This is a genomic window from Pseudomonas sp. FP2294 (assembly GCF_030687625.1).
In the GTDB taxonomy this organism is placed as follows: Bacteria; Pseudomonadota; Gammaproteobacteria; order Pseudomonadales; family Pseudomonadaceae; genus Aquipseudomonas; species Aquipseudomonas shahriarae.
Genome location: NZ_CP117441.1, coordinates 2,676,934 through 2,693,828 on the forward strand (window position 1 = coordinate 2,676,934; position 16,895 = coordinate 2,693,828).

At 59.3% G+C, this 16,895-nt stretch carries 16 protein-coding genes and 2 pseudogenes; 11 read left to right on the forward strand and 7 right to left on the reverse strand.

Translation table 11 applies throughout. The features are described 5' to 3' along the window. Positions 1-14: 14 nt before the first annotated feature. Positions 15-1,259 carry a multidrug efflux RND transporter periplasmic adaptor subunit MexE gene (gene mexE / locus PSH73_RS11890; RefSeq protein ID WP_057959775.1) on the reverse strand — a complete coding sequence of 415 codons (1,245 nt, stop codon included), beginning with the start codon at positions 1,257-1,259 and terminating at the stop codon, positions 15-17. 908 nt (positions 1,260-2,167) lie between these two features. On the opposite strand from mexE, the gene PSH73_RS11895 reads away from it, so the two are divergent. Both PSH73_RS11895 and yddG read left to right on the forward strand, forming a co-directional pair. Then, a complete protein-coding gene (locus tag PSH73_RS11895; protein WP_076965387.1) occupies positions 2,168-3,130 on the forward strand; it encodes an IS110 family transposase in 963 nt (320 codons plus the stop codon). Between the two features lie 160 nt (positions 3,131-3,290). Next, positions 3,291-4,181, forward strand: a complete 891-nt coding sequence (gene yddG / locus PSH73_RS11900; RefSeq protein WP_057438397.1) for an aromatic amino acid DMT transporter YddG — start codon at positions 3,291-3,293, stop codon at positions 4,179-4,181. Here the strand turns inward: yddG and PSH73_RS11905 are convergent. The 3 genes from PSH73_RS11905 to PSH73_RS11915 form a co-directional block, all read right to left on the reverse strand. Next, positions 4,178-5,140 carry an arsenic resistance protein gene (locus tag PSH73_RS11905; protein ID WP_305462567.1) on the reverse strand — a complete coding sequence of 321 codons (963 nt, stop codon included), beginning with the start codon at positions 5,138-5,140 and terminating at the stop codon, positions 4,178-4,180. The genes yddG and PSH73_RS11905 overlap by 4 nt on opposite strands. A gap of 160 nt (positions 5,141-5,300) precedes the next feature. Further along, positions 5,301-5,927 (reverse strand): LysE family translocator, encoded by a 627-nt coding sequence (locus tag PSH73_RS11910; protein WP_220172943.1) that lies wholly within the window; start codon positions 5,925-5,927, stop codon positions 5,301-5,303. A 156-nt stretch (positions 5,928-6,083) separates the two neighbouring features. Next, positions 6,084-6,479: a hypothetical protein gene (locus tag PSH73_RS11915; protein WP_220172944.1), complete on the reverse strand. Its 396-nt coding sequence runs from the start codon at positions 6,477-6,479 to the stop codon at positions 6,084-6,086. Positions 6,480-6,868: 389 nt separating this feature from the next. Between PSH73_RS11915 and PSH73_RS11920 the strand changes: the two genes are divergently transcribed. Next, on the forward strand, positions 6,869-7,258 hold the full coding sequence (locus tag PSH73_RS11920) for a MerR family transcriptional regulator (RefSeq protein WP_057959732.1): 390 nt from the start codon (positions 6,869-6,871) through the stop codon (positions 7,256-7,258). Here the strand turns inward: PSH73_RS11920 and PSH73_RS11925 are convergent. Continuing rightward, positions 7,224-8,204, reverse strand: a complete 981-nt coding sequence (locus tag PSH73_RS11925) for an NAD-dependent epimerase/dehydratase family protein (protein WP_169990097.1) — start codon at positions 8,202-8,204, stop codon at positions 7,224-7,226. The two genes, PSH73_RS11920 and PSH73_RS11925, sit on opposite strands and share 35 nt — an antisense overlap. 172 nt (positions 8,205-8,376) lie before the next feature. On the opposite strand from PSH73_RS11925, the gene PSH73_RS11930 reads away from it, so the two are divergent. The 5 genes and pseudogenes from PSH73_RS11930 to PSH73_RS11945 all read left to right on the forward strand — a co-directional run bounded on the left by PSH73_RS11930 (position 8,377) and on the right by PSH73_RS11945 (position 12,110). Continuing rightward, complete coding sequence (locus PSH73_RS11930; protein ID WP_128593670.1) at positions 8,377-8,916, forward strand: adenylate kinase; 540 nt, start codon at positions 8,377-8,379, stop codon at positions 8,914-8,916. A 177-nt stretch (positions 8,917-9,093) separates the two neighbouring features. After that, positions 9,094-9,801, forward strand: a pseudogene (locus PSH73_RS27000) (MCP four helix bundle domain-containing protein); the annotation flags it as partial. A gap of 309 nt (positions 9,802-10,110) precedes the next feature. Then, positions 10,111-10,707 (forward strand): annotated as a pseudogene (locus tag PSH73_RS27005) (methyl-accepting chemotaxis protein); the annotation flags it as partial. Between the two features lie 156 nt (positions 10,708-10,863). Next, positions 10,864-11,421, forward strand: a complete 558-nt coding sequence (locus PSH73_RS11940) for a helix-turn-helix transcriptional regulator (protein ID WP_220172946.1) — start codon at positions 10,864-10,866, stop codon at positions 11,419-11,421. 107 nt (positions 11,422-11,528) lie between these two features. Beyond that, entirely contained in the window at positions 11,529-12,110 is a 582-nt protein-coding gene (locus PSH73_RS11945) for an HD family hydrolase (RefSeq protein WP_186625930.1), read from the forward strand. Here PSH73_RS11945 and PSH73_RS11950 read toward each other — a convergent pair. After that, positions 12,107-12,241 carry a helix-turn-helix domain-containing protein gene (locus PSH73_RS11950; RefSeq protein ID WP_225923873.1) on the reverse strand — a complete coding sequence of 45 codons (135 nt, stop codon included), beginning with the start codon at positions 12,239-12,241 and terminating at the stop codon, positions 12,107-12,109. The genes PSH73_RS11945 and PSH73_RS11950 overlap by 4 nt on opposite strands. Before the next feature lie 517 nt (positions 12,242-12,758). Between PSH73_RS11950 and PSH73_RS11955 the strand changes: the two genes are divergently transcribed. Next, positions 12,759-13,613 (forward strand): EamA family transporter, encoded by an 855-nt coding sequence (locus tag PSH73_RS11955; RefSeq protein WP_128593695.1) that lies wholly within the window; start codon positions 12,759-12,761, stop codon positions 13,611-13,613. 262 nt (positions 13,614-13,875) lie between these two features. After that, a complete protein-coding gene (locus PSH73_RS11960; RefSeq protein WP_057959725.1) occupies positions 13,876-14,361 on the forward strand; it encodes an ATP-binding protein in 486 nt (161 codons plus the stop codon). Positions 14,362-14,412: 51 nt separating this feature from the next. Here PSH73_RS11960 and PSH73_RS11965 read toward each other — a convergent pair whose 3' ends face one another. Next, complete coding sequence (locus tag PSH73_RS11965) at positions 14,413-15,579, reverse strand: MFS transporter (RefSeq protein ID WP_186625929.1); 1,167 nt, start codon at positions 15,577-15,579, stop codon at positions 14,413-14,415. A 94-nt stretch (positions 15,580-15,673) separates the two neighbouring features. On the opposite strand from PSH73_RS11965, the gene PSH73_RS11970 reads away from it, so the two are divergent. Then, entirely contained in the window at positions 15,674-16,567 is an 894-nt protein-coding gene (locus tag PSH73_RS11970; RefSeq protein WP_120732986.1) for a LysR substrate-binding domain-containing protein, read from the forward strand. Positions 16,568-16,895: the final 328 nt, after the last annotated feature.

Consider the following 16,895-nt stretch of genomic DNA (forward strand, 5'->3'; position numbering starts at 1 on the left):
TGGTGTGTAGTCCCTTAACCGCGTGGAATCGCGACACTGGCGAGCTTGGGCGCGGCTTTATCCGGCGCCACTTGCTCCAGGTTGCTGGCTTCAAGCGCTTGTCGTTGTTGGGCCAGGGCGGCGAGGGTTGCCTGGCTGGCCATCGGGATGGTTTCTGGGGCAACCGGCGAACCCGGACGTACCCGCTGCAGGCCCTTGACGATGATGGTGTCGTCCTTGCTCAGGCCGCTGCGCACGATGCGCAAGCCTTCGATCTTCGGCCCCAGTTCCACGGCGCGGTAGGCGGACTTGTTGTCGGCGTCCATCACTAGCACAAACTTCTTGCCCAGGTCGGTGCCCACGGCTTCGTCGGTGATCAGCACGGCAGAGTAGGTGCCGCTGCCGACCAACTTGAGGCGCGCATACAGGCCGGGGGTGAAACGCCCGTCACTGTTATCGAACACCGCGCGGCCGCGGATGGTACCGGTGGCCGGGTTGACCTGGTTATCGACAAAGTTCATCTGGCCCAGGTGCGGGTTGCCGTCTTCATTGGACAGGCCCAGGTACACCGGGGTGGTGGCGCCGCGACGGCCCTGGCGCGCCAGTTCGGTGTACTTGAGGTACACGCGCTCATCGGCGTCGAAGTAGGCGTAGACCTTGTCGGTGGAGACCACGCTGGTCAGCTCGGTGACATCGGCGGTCACCAGGTTGCCGGCGGTGATTGCGGCGCGGCTGACACGGCCACTGATGGGCGAGGTGACGCGGGTGAAACTGAGGTTCAGGCGGGCCAGGTCAAGTTGCGCCTGGATCCCCGCCACCGCGGCGCGGGCTTCCTGGGCGGCGGTGGTGCGCGAGTCGGCCAGTTCGGCGGAAATCGCATTGCTCTGGCGCAAGCGCTCGCCACGCTGGGCCTCGTTGTCACTGCGCGATGCGGCGGCTTTGGTTTGTTGAAGCTGGGCTTCCAGACGGCGGACTTCAGCCTGGAACGGACGCGGGTCGATCTGGAACAGCAGGTCGCCTTTTTTCACCAGTGCGCCTTCAGTAAAGGCGACCTGGTCGATCTGACCCGACACGCGTGGGCGGATCTGTACGGTTTCCGGGGCTTCCAGGCGGCCGGTGAACTCGTCCCATTCATTGACCGGTTGTTCCAGGACCTTGGCAACGCTGACTTTGCTGGCGGGCATGGCGGCCGCTTGCTCGGGGGCCTTGCCGCATGCGCTCATCACCAGCACGGCCAAAAGGGCCAGGGGATAGCGCAAATGTTTGAGTGACTGTTCCATGAGGTGCATCCGCCAAATGTATTTGAGATGGGCGGATCATGCTCGGCAGCGTGCTCGCTCACGAATCGAATGAAACAAAGGTAACTATCATTCGGAATGATATAAGGGCCGGCCAAGCCCTCTAGGATGGGGGTTTCGTTAGGGGGCTATCAATCCCATTGATGACAAGACACCGTTGCGCGAACTGCAACCAACCAAGAAATCCTGCCCTAAAGAGATCACCCTGTGGGCGGGCTTGCCCGCGATAGCGGAGGGTCAAGTAGGGATGTGTCGACTGATCCACCGCCATCGCAGGCAAGCCAGCTCCCACATTTGACTTGTGGTGTGGCCACAATTTTCTGTTCGCTGAGTTCCCCCTGTGGGAGCGGGCTTGCCCGCGATGGCGGTAGGTCAAGTAAGGATGTGTCGACTGACCCACCGCCATCGCAGGCAAGCCAGCTCCCACATTTGAGGTGTGATGTGGCCACAATCTTCTGTTCGCTGAGTTCCCCCTGTGGGAGCGGGCTTGCCCGCGATGGCGGAGGGTCAAGTAAGGATGTGCCGACTGACCCACCGCCATCGCAGGCAAGCCAGCTCCCACATTTGACTTGTGGTGTGGCCACAATTTTCTGTTCGCTGAGTTCCCCCTGTGGGAGCGGGCTTGCCCGCGATGGCGGTAGGTCAAGTAGGGATGTGTCGACTGATCCACCGCCATCGCAGGCAAGCCGGCTTGTATGGTTAGACTTGTAGGGGTGGTGGGACTAAAAGCCAGCATCTGACTCTAGCCAGTACAGACCGTGGGAGACTTCGTCCCACCCCTTCACCAAAGCGCCGATAAGGAATGCATCGGCCATGACCGACGATAGAAGCAAGCCAGCGCAACGGTGAAGCCCCGACAAGCCCGTAAACCCTAACCCGGAGCTTTTCTCATGGCAATGACTGTCTCGCAATCAATCATTGGAGTGGATGTCGCTAAAGCCGAAGTAGTTGTTTATCAAAGTGAAACTGCTGAAACAAAGATCGTATCGAACAAGAAAAGCGAGCTGAAGGCATGGCTGAAGTCTTTGCCTGCGGGCAGCGCCATCGCAATTGAAGCCACCAATATCTATCACGTGGATACCGTCAACTTGGCTCATTCGATGGGCCATATCGTTTACGTGATTGATGGATATCGCCTTAGCCATTACCGCAAAGGCACAGGTGGTCGCGCTAAAACAGACTTCAGTGATGCGCAGTTGCTGGCTCGCTACTTGAAGAATGAACAGGCTGATTTACGCGCCTGGAATCCGCCGCCGAAGATTTATACCAAGCTTCAAAGCTTGCTGCGTCGACGCGCAGCGCTGGTGAAAATGCGTGTTGCACTGAATCAGAGCTGGGCGGGCGAGCCATCACTCAAGGCCTCGTCCAAGAGCATTTCAGCGTGTCTTGATAGGCATGAGGGGCTCATTGAGAAAAGGATATTAGATGCTGTTACTGAGGCGGGGCTTTTGCATCAGGTCAAGCGCTGCCAAGCCGTCGAGGGCATTGGGTTTCTGACAGCAGTTGCCCTGGTAATGGCGTTTCAGCGAGGAGAATTTGAAAGTGCTGACGCTTACATCGCGTTCTTGGGAATGGACTTGAGAGTATCCGATTCTGGGCAAATGAGCGGACGCCGCTCATTGAGCAAGAAGGGAGATTCAGAGATACGCAGATTGCTGCATAACGCGGCGTCAGCAGGTATCAGGTCAGAAGCCTGGAAACCTTTATACGAGGGTTATCTGGCCAGGGGCCTGAAAACGACTCAAGCCCTGGTCATCATTGGCCGCAAGCTGGCGCGCATCGCCTTTTCGCTCATGAAAAACCTGAGCGAATACCAGTCAAAAGCGGTTTTGGGGGCTTCCCCAAAACCATAGAATCTCCCACATTTGAGGTGTGGCGTGGCCAGAATTTCTGCCCTCAATGAGATTCCTTTGTTGTGGTTCCCACAAGGAGACAAGCAATAGCCCAAGCGTGTACCGTTGCGGCCTTTGTGCCGCAGGCGCTGCGGTTGGGGACATTCACAGAGAGGCATCCATGCAGATCAGGGTTGAACGGGCCGCGACGGTGTGTGGTTTGGTCGCGATCATTTTATGGAGCACCGCCGCCGGGTTGATCCGCAGTGTCAGTGAGCTGTTCGGGCCACTGGGCGGTGCGGCGTTGATCTACACCTTGGGCGCCATCCTGCTGCTGGCCTGGTTGGGGCGGCCGCGTCTGCGTGCCACGTCCTGGCCTTATCTGATCATGGGCAGTGGCTTGTTCGTGGCCTACGAGGTCTGCCTGTCCCTGGCTCTGGGGTTTGCCAGCAACCGCAATCAGGCGATTGAGCTGGGTGTGGTGAACTACCTCTGGCCGTGCCTGACAGTGCTGCTGGCAATCGTCATGAATGGCCAAAGGGCGCGCTGGATCATCGTGCCAGGCTCGGCGCTGGCGCTGTTTGGCATTCTGTGGGTGGTCAGTGGCGATGGCCTGGCGCTCGCAACCATCGTCGCCAATGTGCAATCCAACCCCCTGAGTTACAGCCTGGCCCTGGGCTGCGCGATCACTTTCGCCTTGTATTGCAACGTCACGCGGCGCTATGCCGGCGGGCAAAACCTGGTGGTGCTGTTTTTCATCCTCACCGCCGCCGTACTGTGGGTGAAATACGCCTTCAGTGCCGAGGTGCTGCCGGCCTTCAGCCTGGGCAACAGCCTGGAGTTGCTGGCCACCGGTGTGGCCATGGCGGGCGGCTATGCTCTGTGGAATATCGGCATCCTACGCGGCAACCTGACGTTGCTGGCGACCGCGTCCTATGGCGCGCCGGTACTGTCCTCGGCCTTCGCCGCGCTGTGGCTGGGCGCCCACCTCACCCCGCAGTTCTGGCAGGGGGCGGTGCTGGTGACCGCCGGTTCACTGGTGTGCTGGCACGCGACACGCGCGCAATCCTAGCGGCTGCGCCAGACCAGGGCCGGGATCACGCGGATATAGATCAGCTCACACACCAGTTCGATCAAGGTCTGGGTGATAACGGCAGCGGCGGCCAGGGCGCGGATATCTGCCGGCAGTGCCAGCGCCAGCGGCAGGACCACCAGTGAGTTGCGGGTTGCACTGCTGAACGTCACCGAACGCGCGGTGCTTGCCGGCAGACGAAAGACCCAGGCCGTGAGCGCCCCGACCATTGGCGCCAGCAGCACAAAGCCTAAGTAGACCGGCACCACCGGCAGCAACTGTTCGAGCTCCTGCGCGACAAGCGCGATCTGCGAACCTATCACCACGATCAGCACCGCCGCCATGGCCGGCACCGGCATCCACGCCCAGGCGTCGTTCCAGCGTTCGACCAGGCGCGAGCGCCGGGCCCCGGCGCTGGTCAGTACCGCCAGCAGCAATGGCACCACGATCAGCAGCAAAAACGCCTCGACAAATGGGCCGATGGGGATTGCCACCGCCGCCTCTACGCCCGGCAGCAACGCCAGGTACAGCGGCAGCAGCGCCAACTGCAGCAACAGCAAGACGGGGGTGGCGGCCAGCGTCAGCCGCGCATCGCCTTTGCCGATATGGGTAAACACCACTACGTAGTCGATGCACGGCGTGAGCAGCACCAGCAACGCGCCGATCAGCAGCGCCGGACGCTCGCTCAAGCCACGGGTCAGGCCCCAGACCAGCAGGGGGATCAACACAAAGTTGGCAATCAGCAGTGCCGCCATAAAGCGTTTATTGGCGAGCCCCTGGCGCAACTGCAGAAACGGGATCTGCAGGAACATGACGTACATCAGCACGGCAATCGCCGGGGTTACCAGGGCGCCAAGACCCGGTGCGGCCTGTGGGGCGAGCAGACCGCCGAGCACCGCGCCGATCACGGCGACGAGGTAGACGGGGATCTGGTTGTGCTCAAGTTGTTCTCGGGTCACGGGGTGTCCTTGTCACGGGGGGCTGTTTGCGCCGTGCAGGGTAATCGAAACCACAGCCCGGCGCGCGGCCGCCATGTCCGCCCGCCGGATCGCCCCGTGTAAGCCCAGCGCGCGCTGCAATGTCTGGCGCACAGGCAGGCCATCCAGTCTTTGGTCCGGTCTATTTTTGACTGAGTGCCGCCACCGAAAGCCCGGACGCGACGAAGGTCAGTCCGGCGCCCACATTCAGGCCATTGACCACTTTTGGCTTGCGCTGCAGCCATGTCGACAGGCGCGTCGCAAAGATCCCCATGAGCGCAAAGCCCAGGGCGGTCAATGCGGCGAACCAGGCGCCATAGACCATCATTTGCACGGTGACCGAACCCAATGACGGGTTGACGAACTGCGGAATGAACGCGAGCACAAACAGCCCAGGCTTAGGGTTCAGCGCCGCCGAAAGGAAGCCGGTGAGGAAGATGTTTTTGAGCGGTTGCCGCGCCGCCGGTTTGAAGTTGATCAGGCTGCGCGAACGCAAGACCTTGATGCCCAGCCACAACAGGTAGCTGGCGCCGATGACTTTGACCACCCAGAAGGCCACGGCGGATGTCTGCATCAGCAGGGTCAAGCCCAGCGATGCGGTGGCCACGTGAAACAGAATCCCGGTACCCGACGCGGTCCCCGAAATGGCGGCTGCCATACGCCCCTGGCTCAGGCCCCTGGCGATGGCCAGCAGATTGTCCGGCCCGGGGGAGAGCACCAGCAACAGGCAGGCGGCGGTATAGGTCAGCCAGATTTCCAGGGGGAACATAACGACAGTCCTTTCGTCGAGGGGGTAGGGAGGCCATCGTGCTCCCGCGGGGCCTCCAAGATCAAGCCTGCTGCCACAGGTTTGTTGGAACTAGCGCCTTCTCAGGGCATGGCGTAGTCGCCACGAATATGGTTCAACCCTCTCGACGCCGCGACATCACTGCGGCCCCAGATCTACGATTTTGTTTCGCTGCAGTTCTGCGTCAATCTGCTGATCAAACCGGTTCACTTTCTCCAATTGCACAGGGCTGAACTTTTCGTCGGGCAGGTCTGGCCTGAAATGAATGCTGACGGGCCACACATTTTTCGGTGGGGTTACATAGTCAGCGAAGTGAGGTGCGCCGATTGACACGCTGACGTTTTCAATACCCAGTGAATCGGCCAGTTTATGAAAGCTTTCGGCCGTCGGGAATACGTGTTCATTGGCTACGCTGACGCGCACAGTTTGCCTATTCGGCATGCCTGGCTCGGGGGGCATGTGCAGCTCTTCAATCTGTGGTTGAGCATTGGCTGAGAGGGCCGCTGATGGCTGATATGGAGTGCTGTTGATCATGCTGGATTCCTAAGTCTTGTTGAGGGGATCAGGGGGTTGCCTGATCGCTCAACTCAGTGAGTGATTCAGCCATTTGGGTTCCGGTCAGAGAGGCATCAAGCAATACGGGGTGTTTAACGGGGAGGGGGCCTCAAGGGCGACTTCCCCCACACTCTTAGCCTGTACGAAATCATCTGATTGACGTCCCGGCCAGGCTTTCGGCGTGAGGGGCTGAAGGAGTGGATGGCGACGACACGAAAAGCCTCCGCGCAATAATTGGGTGCATTTGAACATTCACCGCATCTTGGTGGGGGGGGATGTTCGGCCGTTTCCCCCAAAGCCGGTATTACCCACTGGAAGCCCAACCCAGTAAACTGCGGTTCGACGTCGCATCAGGGAGAAGACGGTATATGTACATTGGTGAACTGGCCAAGCTGACGGGATGCACGCCCAAAGCCATCCGTTTGTATGAACAACTGGGCCTGCTGACGCCGCAGCGCCGTGGCAGTTATCGGTTGTACACCGCCCATCACCTGAGGTTGGTGCAGATGATTCGCCGCGCCCAGGCGGTGGGGTTCAAACTGGCTGAACTGAGTGAGCTGCTGGCTGCCAAGCAACACCAGGCACCGTTCCCCCTGGCACTGGCCAATCAGGGCATCGAGGTCAAGCGCTTGGAGTTGCAGGCGCAGATCCTGGCCTTGCAGGATCGGCAGCAGCAACTGACGCAGTTGCAACAACAGATCAACCAGCAATTCGCCCCCAGCCTCAGCGTGCCAACAGATGCGCAAATGCCTGGGTGAGGGCGTCATGCGGCGAGCGCGGCTGGTAGCCCAGTTCGTTGACCGCCTTGTCGATGCAGTAAACCTGACGCACCCCATAGAACATTTGCACCTGGCTGAGCAGCAAGTCAGCTGGCCGGCCGGTGTAGCGTGCCTGCTGCTCTTTCAGCCAGGCGATCAGCAATAGCAGGGGTTTGGGGGCGCGGCGCGGCAATGGGTAGCCTGGGCTAAGGGCGTTGAGGGCTTCGATCACCTGCGCCAGTGATGAGGCCTGCCGGTTGGCCAGTAGGTAGCGCTGGCCGGGCCTGCCGTTTTCCGCCGCGCGGATCAGCCCATCGGCCACGTCGCGCACATCGACAAAGTTGAAATGAAAATTCGGGTCCAGTACCAACTTGCGCGCCAGTACGGCTGCCAGAAACCCCATGGTGTCGGTAAGCCGCGTGGTATGCGGGCCGATGATTGCCGAGGGCAACACGCTGACCAGGGGCAGGTCATAGGCCCGGGCGGTTTCCCAGGCCGCGCGTTCAGAGAGGATTTTTGAGCGGTAGTAGGGGTTTTGCTGATCAGCGTTCCAGCTGGTTTCATCCAAAAACTGACCGTTGTGCCCGACGGCTGCCACGGAACTGACATACACCACCCGCCGAACCCCGGCCTCGGCGGCGGCACGCAGGACATTGCGTGAGCCTTGCACATTGACCTCGACGATCTCGGTCTGTGGATCCTTCGCCCAGTGCTTGAACACCGCCGCCACGTGGTACAGCACACCCACCCCTTGCAGGGCCTGGCGCAAGGATTGCGGATCTTGCAGCTCGGCGCGCACTAACTGGCAGTCGAGCCCTGCCAGGGCGGTGCTTCGCTCCGGGTCACGGACCCCGGCGCGCACCTGTTGCCCGCGGGCGAGCAGCGTCCGCACCAGGGTGTTGCCCAGATGCCCATTCGCACCGGTGACCAACGATAGCGTACTCATGGGTTGCCTTATCCGCTGACGGCGGAAACTGAAATAGATAAGGCAGGGTAGGGCTTGTCCCAAGGGACAGAGTCAAGCGCTGCCGTCAGCAAAAACCGCAATTTCGAGTGAACGGGTTCGCCCCTGGATTTCTTGTAGAATCCAACGCCGACTTATATTCATGGAGAGAACAGTGCGCATCTACATTACTGGCGCTTCGTGCGCAGGCGTCACGACGTTGGGGCAAGCCCTGGCTGCGTCGCTGGGCTTGATCCATGTGGATGTGGATGACTTTTACTGGCTGCCCACCCACCCACCGTTCACCACCAAGCGGCCACCCAATGAGCGTGTGTGTTTGATCAAGCAAGCGCTCGGTGACCAAGGCTGGGTGCTGACCGGCTCTTCTGATGGCTGGGGCGAAGCGCTTATGGTGCATGTGGACCTGATCGTGTTCGTGATAACGCCAACACCTGTGCGCCTTCAGCGGTTGGATCTGCGTGAAAAGCGCCTCTTTGGCGAGCGCATTGCCCCTGGGGGCGATATGCACGAGATACATGTCGCCTTTCGCGAATGGGCCTCCCAGTATGACGATCCGCGCTGTTCCGGGCGCAACCGAGCGCGGCATGAAGCGTGGATTTCCAGGCAGACGGTGCCGGTCTTGCGCATTGACGGGGAACACACTGCTGAGCAAATGGTTGCGCACGCCATGCAGGCGACGTTGCTATACCGATAAATCCCGTCCAGCACAGGAGTCGGCGGCGACGTCAGGCGTCACAGAGGACACCTAACCGCCATCACCAAGGCGAAAACCTGCAAGTAGGCTTAAATCAGTGGTAACGAACGCGTCGATGGGTTTTAAACGACAGCTATCAATACCTTGTTTTAGGCCATAACCGCAGAGGGCTTAGGGATGTCGATAAAACTTCGTCTGTTTTTGCTGATCGGCACCAGTGTGCTCACCGTGCTGGTCATCAGCCTGGTGAACTACCTGGGGAATGCGCGGATGGAGGCGGCGATGATTGACAGCGAGGTCAGCATGACCGCCCTGAGCAATCATCTGGAGGCCGACATGATGCACGACGCGCTGCGCGCCGATGTGCTGTCGGCGATGCTGGTGGGGCTGGGCAAAAGCGTGAGCAGCCGGGATGAAGTGCTGGCGGCCATCACTGAGCATGCGGCGCATTTTCGCAAGGTGCTGGACGATAACCTAGCGCTCGCGCTCACCCCCAGCCTCAAGACCGCACTGAGCGATATCAAGCCCAGTCTCGATAATTACATCGCCTCGGGTGAGCGGATTGTCGGCGTGGCCCTGAACGATCCCGTGGAAGCCCAACAAGAGCTGGGCACCTTCAGCGACGCCTTCACCCAGTTGGAAGGCCGGATGGCCAGCCTCAGTGAACTGATCGAAAACAACTCCAAAGCCACTGGCGAGCAGACCCGTCAAACCGTGCACAGCGCCAATTTCACCCTCGCGGTGGTGCTGGTGCTGTGCCTGCTATTGCTGGTTGCCCAGGGCTACTGGGTCACCCGCAGCATCATGCGGCCGCTGCAACTGGCGCGGCAGATTGCCGAGAGCATTGCCCATGGCAACCTCAGCGAAGCGATTCCCGAACCCGTCAGCCGCGATGAGGCAAGCATGCTGATTCGCAGCCTGGCTGTTATGCAACATGACCTGCGCGGCATGATCGACGTGGTGCGCAGCAATGCCCAGGGCGTTACGCGCATGAGCCAACAACTGAGCAACGGATGCCATGAAGTGGCTGCCAGCAGTCAGCAGCAGAGTTCTGCGGCGGGGACCATGTCGGCCGCCACCAGCCAAATGACTGCCAGCATCGAAGAAATCACCCGGCATGCCGAGCACGCCCTGGAAATGGCCAACCAGGCGCAAACCCTGGCCAAAAACGGTGGGCAAGTTATTCACCAAGTCGTCAGCGACATGGACGCCATCGCTCGCTCGGCGCAACACTCGGCCCAGGTGATCCGCACCCTGGACAAGGAGTCCGAAGGCATCTACAGCATTATCCAGGTAATCAAGGGCATCGCCGACCAGACCAACCTGCTGGCCCTCAATGCCGCCATTGAAGCCGCCCGCGCCGGCGAACAGGGGCGCGGCTTTGCCGTGGTGGCTGACGAAGTGCGCAGCCTGGCAGGGCGCACCAGCGCCTCCACCCAGGAAATCGCCAGCATGGTCACGCGCATCCAGCACAGCACCCGCGAGGCTGTCACCAGCATGGAAGAGGGGGTGGCCCAGGTGGATAAAGGCATGGCCGTCACGGCCGATGTGGAGCGGGCGATCCGTGAGATTCTTGACGCGACGTTGAATACTACGCAGCTGGTTAACGACATTACCCGCACGATTGGTGAGCAGAGCCTGGCAAGTAATGAGATCGCGCATCAGGTCGAGATGATTGCCGGGATGTCGGAAGGCAATACACGGGTGATTGGCCAGACGGCCGGGACTACGGATGAGTTGTCGGCGCTGGCGGGGCAATTGGCGCAGTCGGTGGGGCGGTTTCGGCTTTGATGGGCTGAGACGCTCTGGGTCGGGGATTGGTGTCATACGCCAGGAGAGGGCTGCAGAGCGGCTGTTTTCGAGGTGAAACAATCACTCTTTAGCCCATTTGCATGCAGGGCTCGCACAGAGCAAACTTGCGAGACTTCCACTTTTCCGTAATACCAAATGTCTGACATGTTGTTAAGCCCTGTCTTACCCGGCGTTATGCTCAGGCGATGGCGCCTGTTACACCGGGTCAAACAATCCCATGCCGCGGAGCTGTTTAACGTCACTCAATCGACTATCTCTCGCTGGGAGAGTGGCGTACTCGAGTTGGATCCTCTCGCGCACAAAAAACTTGAGCAATTGCTGGCCGCTCGTCTCACCACCGCGGCGGATCAAGCGCTGGGACGAATGGTGCGGGAAAGCTCGCGTCCTGTTCATCTCATGTGTGATTTGACGCACCGTCTGCTTGCTTGTTCTCCTTCGCGCGCCGCCCAGTTCACGAGTCCGGTCAGTGAACTGCTGGGTCGCTCGCTATGGCGCTTCGCTACGCCCAATATCATCAGCAACGAGCTCGCCCTGGATAAATTGGGCTGGCGGGAAGCCTTTGCGCCACCCGCGCTGGAGTTTCTGACGGGCCACAATAATTCGTCTATCGTTCCGATCAGCCAAAGCCTGTGTCGTTGGACGCGTATGCCCCTGTGCGACGGAACAACAGCGCGCTTGGTCGAGTCGCTCTGACGGCATCGCCCTGCATATTTTATGCGTGGACGCTGAATATCTTGAGATTTAGTCTGGCGTGAACAAGGTGAGCGGTATTCGGTTCGCCGACTGAGTCAGAGGTTTTCATGGACATCGAAAAAATCAAAGGGCGCCTCGAATTTCTACGCGAGGCGGAAAAGCTCAAGGACGTGCTTAGAAGCGCGCACACCTCTTGCGGGCGCACCGAAAGCACGGCGGAGCATAGCTGGCGCCTTTGCCTGATGGCCATTGTCTTTGGGGACTACCTGACTGATCTTGATCGGCTGAAAATGCTCAAGATGTGTGTTATCCACGACTTGGGGGAGGCCATTAACGGAGATGTTCCCGCCGTCAATCAAGATTCGTTTCCCAACAAGAGCGAGCAAGAGAGAAACGATCTCCTGCTCTTGACCAGTGCCCTGGATGAACCGTTGAAGGCCGAGATACTGGCGCTTTGGGATGACTATGAAAATGCTTCGTCGCCAGAGGCCGTAGCCGTCAAGGCGCTGGATAAGTTGGAAACGATGCTGCAGCACAACCAAGGCAAGAACCCAACGGGCTTCGATTACGAATTCAATCTTGCCTATGGCAAAAAATACACAGATGCCGCGCCGTTGTTTGAGGTGCTGCGCACTATCATCGACCAGGAGACCAAAGAACACATACTGGCGAATTCTAAAAATCACTAAGTGGGTGCCGATTCGGGATGTGACTGAGGAGTCCCCTGAGTAGATCTCAAGTACCGATAAAGTGTCTGGCGACTGATTTCAAAGTTACGCGCTAGTTTAGATTTACTATCTCCAGCGCAGGCGCGGTCAATTCAGCTTACCACCAGATTGTTGGACGGTTTTTTCTTGCGGCCTCTGTAAACCCCACGCATCTTTGCGCCAGCAATTCCTAAATCCCGAAAGCCGACAGGTGACGGTCATCGCCATTGGGCGCACACCGCTAACAACGCCAAATATCAAGCATCCCACCAGGTTCAGTGATGCGTTGCAGGTGGCCATGTCACAAAGTGGTTGAAGCGGTGTAGAGAACAACAAAGCCTCGATCTTCGAAGTGGTCTCCGACGGGGCCGAGGCGAGGTATTTGATGAAAGGATTGGTAGAAATGTTTGCATTCGATTTTTTGGGGGGCTACGACGCCTATCGCTACTTACAACCTGAAGGCTATGATCTGTTGCTCAAAAGTAGGGCCAAGGGTCGAGGCGACAATATCCCGATGACCATCGGCATACTCTACAAGGCCATGAGGGCCCAATGCTGGAACACTTAGGAGTCTGAAGGACTCTCGATGTGCAAAGCGAGCATCTATAAGGACAAAACGTGGATGTACTGATGGGGTTACTGGCTGCCTTACTCTGGGGCGGTACAGATTTTTTAGTGGGCCTAAACGCTCGCGCAGTCGGCGTCAAACGCGCCGTGTTTTTCGGTCAGACGATGGGTTTTGCCATCATGAGCATGCTGCTGATCGTGTTCCCGACCTTCATTCTTAAATCCATGGCAGCACCATTCGATATTTGGCTCATCGGCATCGCCGCTGCCGTTTTGACTGTGTTCGGCGCCTTGGCCCTGTCCAAAGCGTTCGCACTTGGCAAAGCTTCTATCGTTGCGCCGCTGGTGACGTCCTACGGTGTGGTTACGACATTGCTGTCATGGGCTGGCGGTGAGCAGATCAGTCTAATCCAGTTGCTGTGCATCGCCTTGTGCGTGCTCGGAGTAATTCTCTCCAGCATTCACTCTGACTCGAAAGTGCCACACACTACGCAGGCCAGTAGTTCAATTTCCTTTGCGTTACTGGCGGCAGTGTTCTTCGGCACCAGTTTTTGGTTGCAGGGGCATTTCGTTCTCCCCGTCCTTGGACCAGTGACCATGCTTTGGCTGGCCTATCTGGTCGGGCTGATTGTAATGTTCGTTATGGTTTTGAAGATCAAGGAAGGGTTGAAATTTCCGCCCTTAAAAAACTGCATGGCGCTAACGGGTGTGAGCCTGATGAACCTAGGTGGTTTTTCGGCGTTCGCTTATGGAGCGGTGTCGGGATCAGTTTCGGTGGTGACAGTAATCAGCACATTGTCGGGCGGTATTGCGGCAATTTTGGGTTATGTGTTTTTCAAGGAGCGACTGGGAAAGGTGCAGGTGCTGGGCGTTGTTCTGGTACTGGGCGGTGCATTTGTGCTGCACCTGAAAACCTGATGTGTGCGATCAAAAAAAGTAAGCGTATATCCAACACACGTTCACATGACCGACAGTGTGTGGTTCAGCCCGTCGACGGCATCCTGTATTTGCCGACCTGTAACGGATGGCCAAGAGATAAGCGCAGTGCATCTTCGCCGCACCGAATACGGCACTCTGGCCGATGCTGGCGACTAGCCGATTCGACCCGAAGTGAGGTATCTGTGGTTGCTTCGACGCTTTTGTATGAGCATCATCAGGGTTCGACAAGGAGACGTCCCCTATGCCCAAACCCGTGCTTCATCTGATCTCAGGCAAGATTGCATCCGGCAAATCAACGCTGGCCAAAAGTTTGGCAGCCGAACAGTCGGCGATTCTGCTGAGTGAGGATCATTGGCTGTCACGGCTTTACCCTAATCAGATCAAGTCAGTAACCGATTACGTGCGCCTGTCGCGCCAGATTAGAGAGGTGGTGGGCCCGCTCGTCGTCGATGTGCTGAATACTGGCGTGACGGTGGTCTTGGATTTTCCCGCCAACACCCCTGAAGATCGACAATGGTTGCGCGGCCTCGCTGACTCAGCCGGGGTTGCCCATTGTGTCCACTACCTTGAGGTGGACGATGAGACCTGTCGAGGCAGGTTGCATATCCGCAACCGCCGCGCCGACCATGAGTTTGCGGCGACAGATGCTGAGTTCGATCTGATCACTAGCTACTTTCGGGCCCCGGACGAGGATGAAGGACTCCAGATTAAAATCCACCGTCTTTGACGGGTAGCGGCGCCTAGGGACGGCATCCTCCGGGGATGGCTCACATCCTCCTCACACCACCGCTGCCGCCACCGCCCTCGACCGCCAGGCAAACCCCAGCACCATCAACAACCCCAGCCCCGCCATTGCCGCTCCAGCCAGGGAAATCGCCGGATAACCCAACCCGGCGTTGATCACCGCGCCGCCCAGTGCCGCACCAATCGCGTTGCCGAAGTTGAAGGCGCCAATGTTCACCGCCGAGGCCAGGTTGGGGGCGTCCTTGGCGGCTTCCATCACGCGCATCTGCAGCGGCGGTACCAGGGCGAAGCTGGCGATGCCCCATATCAGGATGGCCACGGCAGCTGGCAACGGCCAGCGCATCAGTACGGTGAACGCCAGCAAGACGGCAATCAGCACGCTCAACGATACGATCAGGGTACGATCTATCGAGCGGTCGGCAGCCTTGCCACCCCACATGTTGCCCAGTGTGAGCCCCACGCCGAACAGCACCAGCATCGCGGTGATGTAGGCGGTGGACGCGTGGGTCTCGCTGCTGAGGATCGGCGCGATGTAGGTGAAGACGGTAAACATGGCACCCGAGCCGACGACGGTGAGGGCCAACGCACCCAGCACCGGGCCACGGCCCAGTACGCGAATTTCGGCCATTACTCCGACGCTTGGCGGCGCCTTCAGGTTGGGCAGGGCGAACCACAATGCGGCCATGGCCACCACGCCGAGGCCGGTAATGCCCCAGAACGCGGTGCGCCAACCGAACAGTTCGCCAAACCAGGCAGCCAGCGGCACACCGCCGATGGTCGCCAGGGTGAGGCCCATAAACATTGCCGCCACCGCGCCGGCGCGTTTCTCTGGGGCGACCACGCTGGCGGCGACGATGGAGCCCACGCCAAAAAACGCGCCGTGGTTCAGTGAGGTCACCACCCTGGCGACCATGAGGCTGTAGTAATCGGTCGCCAGGGCTGACATCAGATTGCCCAGGGTGAAAATCGCCATAAGCCCTATCAGCAGGTAGCGCCGGGGAATCCTGCCGGTGGTCAGGGTCATCAGTGGCGCGCCGAGCAGTACGCCCAGGGCGTAAGCGCTCACCAACAGGCCCGCAGCAGGAATCGAAACGCCGAGGTCCGCCGCAATGCTCGGCAACATGCCCATGGGGGCGAACTCGGTAACGCCGATGCCAAAGGCACCCATGGCGAGTGCAACGAGGGGTGGATTGATACGCATGAAAGGCTCCTTATCTATGCCGCCAATGCTACGATCCAGCCATCTGAGGCGGTAGATAGCATTTTTGGCAATCACCTTTGCGCAAGAGGCACAAATGGACTTCAACGGCAGATCCGGTGAAATGCTTGTGTTCGCCAGCGTGGCGCAGGAGGGCAGCCTCTCGGCGGCCGCCCGTGCATTGGGGCTGACACCCTCGGCGGTCAGCCGGATCATCGCGCGTACCGAACTACGCCTTGGCACCCGGCTGCTGTTGCGCACCACTCGCGCGATCATCTTCACCGCCGAGGGCGAGGCGTTCCTGCGAGGTGCCCGACGTATTCTGTCGGACATGAACGAGATGGAAGAGGCCATCGCCGACCAGGGCGTGCCCAGGGGCCGATTACGGGTCAGCGCCGCCCTTGGCCATGGGCGGCAGACCATCGTTCCCTTGGTGGCGGCATTCAGCGCGCAGTACCCGAACATCGTCGTCGACCTCAACCTTGGCGACGAAGTGGTCGACATTCTTGGCGGCCAAGCCGACGTAGCAATACGCTTTGGCCATCTGCCCGACAGCCCGCTGACCGCACGCAGGCTCGGCGACACCGGTGAGGTCGTGGTGGCATCGCCCGAGTATCTACAGCGCCACGGCACCCCCCAGGAACCGGAAGACCTGCTCCGGCACAACTGCCTGGGTTTCAACTTCCGGCGTGCCGAGCCTAACTGGCCGTTCATCCGCGACGGGAAAGAATTTTCCCTGAAGGTCAGCGGCAATATCGAATGCAGCAGCGGTGAAGCGCTGGCACAACTTGCGCGAGTCGGTGCCGGCATTGCGCGTATCGGCGAGTTCACCGTAAACGAGGATCTGCAGCGCGGCGACCTGATACCACTGCTGCAAGCCTGGAACCCCGGCGACCGGGAACCGATTCATGCGGTGTTCGTAGGCGGCTCGGCAATGCCTGCGCGGGTGCGGTTGTTTGTGGACTTTTTGCTGGAACATCATCGGATCTAGGCGGTGGTGGCAGATCAGCTTTCCGGGGGAGGGGGCGCGGAGGGGCAAGTAGTGAAAAACGCGGTAGTGTGGTCTGCCTGATGGGAGCAATGGGATGGGTGTCTGGCCTGCAGGTTGTGAATGGGCTTGATTGGTTGAAGGCTATTTGTGGGGGGCGGCTTGCGACCCATAGATGCCGCTGGAGACCAGAAGAAATCGGCCATTAGCCCATTGAGTGTCTACAAAATCAGAAGCGACTCACTTCGAGGCGATGGAGTGACGAAAAAGGTCGACTCTTCCATCGTTTTTCCTTCAGCGTTCGTATGCGCCCTCTATTCAAGAAAGAGGG